Source organism: Actinoallomurus acaciae, from assembly GCF_042429965.1.
GTDB lineage: Bacteria > Actinomycetota > Actinomycetes > Streptosporangiales > Streptosporangiaceae > Actinoallomurus > Actinoallomurus acaciae.
The window spans coordinates 888-1,426 of record NZ_JBHLZP010001192.1; the positions used below are offsets into that span (position 1 = coordinate 888).

Genomic DNA, 539 nt, shown 5'->3' on the forward strand with positions numbered 1-539 from the left:
GGCCGGGACGGAGCCGAGGGTGATCTCGGTGCCGCTCTGGACGACGATGAGGACTTCTACGGCGACCCGGTCGTCTTCGACACGTCGCTGGAGGAGCCCACACAGCCGATCCCGGCGCTCGATCCCGCCCTGACGGAGGCATCGCCGTCCCCGGCCCCGTTCACAACGTTCGGCGCGCTCGGCGCCACGACGTTCGTCACGGTCGACGCGGAGGGCCGGATACGCCCGGCCGACCCGGCGAGCCGCCGGACCGGCCTGCTCCTCCCCGGTACCCCACCTCGCCGTATGGAGGAGGGAGTGCCGGTCGGGCAGGCGGCGTCGCCCTCGGCGGGGCCAGGGCCGGGAGAGTCCCCGCCGGTGCGGTCGATGCCGACGGGATCCGTGCCGGGAGACTTCCGCACCACCGCCGCGACGGCGGTGCCGCGGACCCGCTCGGCCAGGCCTCCCGCCCCCGTACGGGAGGAGGCGGCGAGCGACGCGCGGCCCGGGACGCGACCGGAACCCGCCGTGTCCGGGAGCGACCCCGGTGCGCGCGAGCC

General features: G+C 76.6%; 1 pseudogene. It reads left to right on the forward strand.

Going from position 1 to position 539, the window contains the following annotated elements:
• Window positions 1-539: pseudogene (locus ACFFNX_RS51555) on the forward strand (hypothetical protein); the annotation flags it as partial.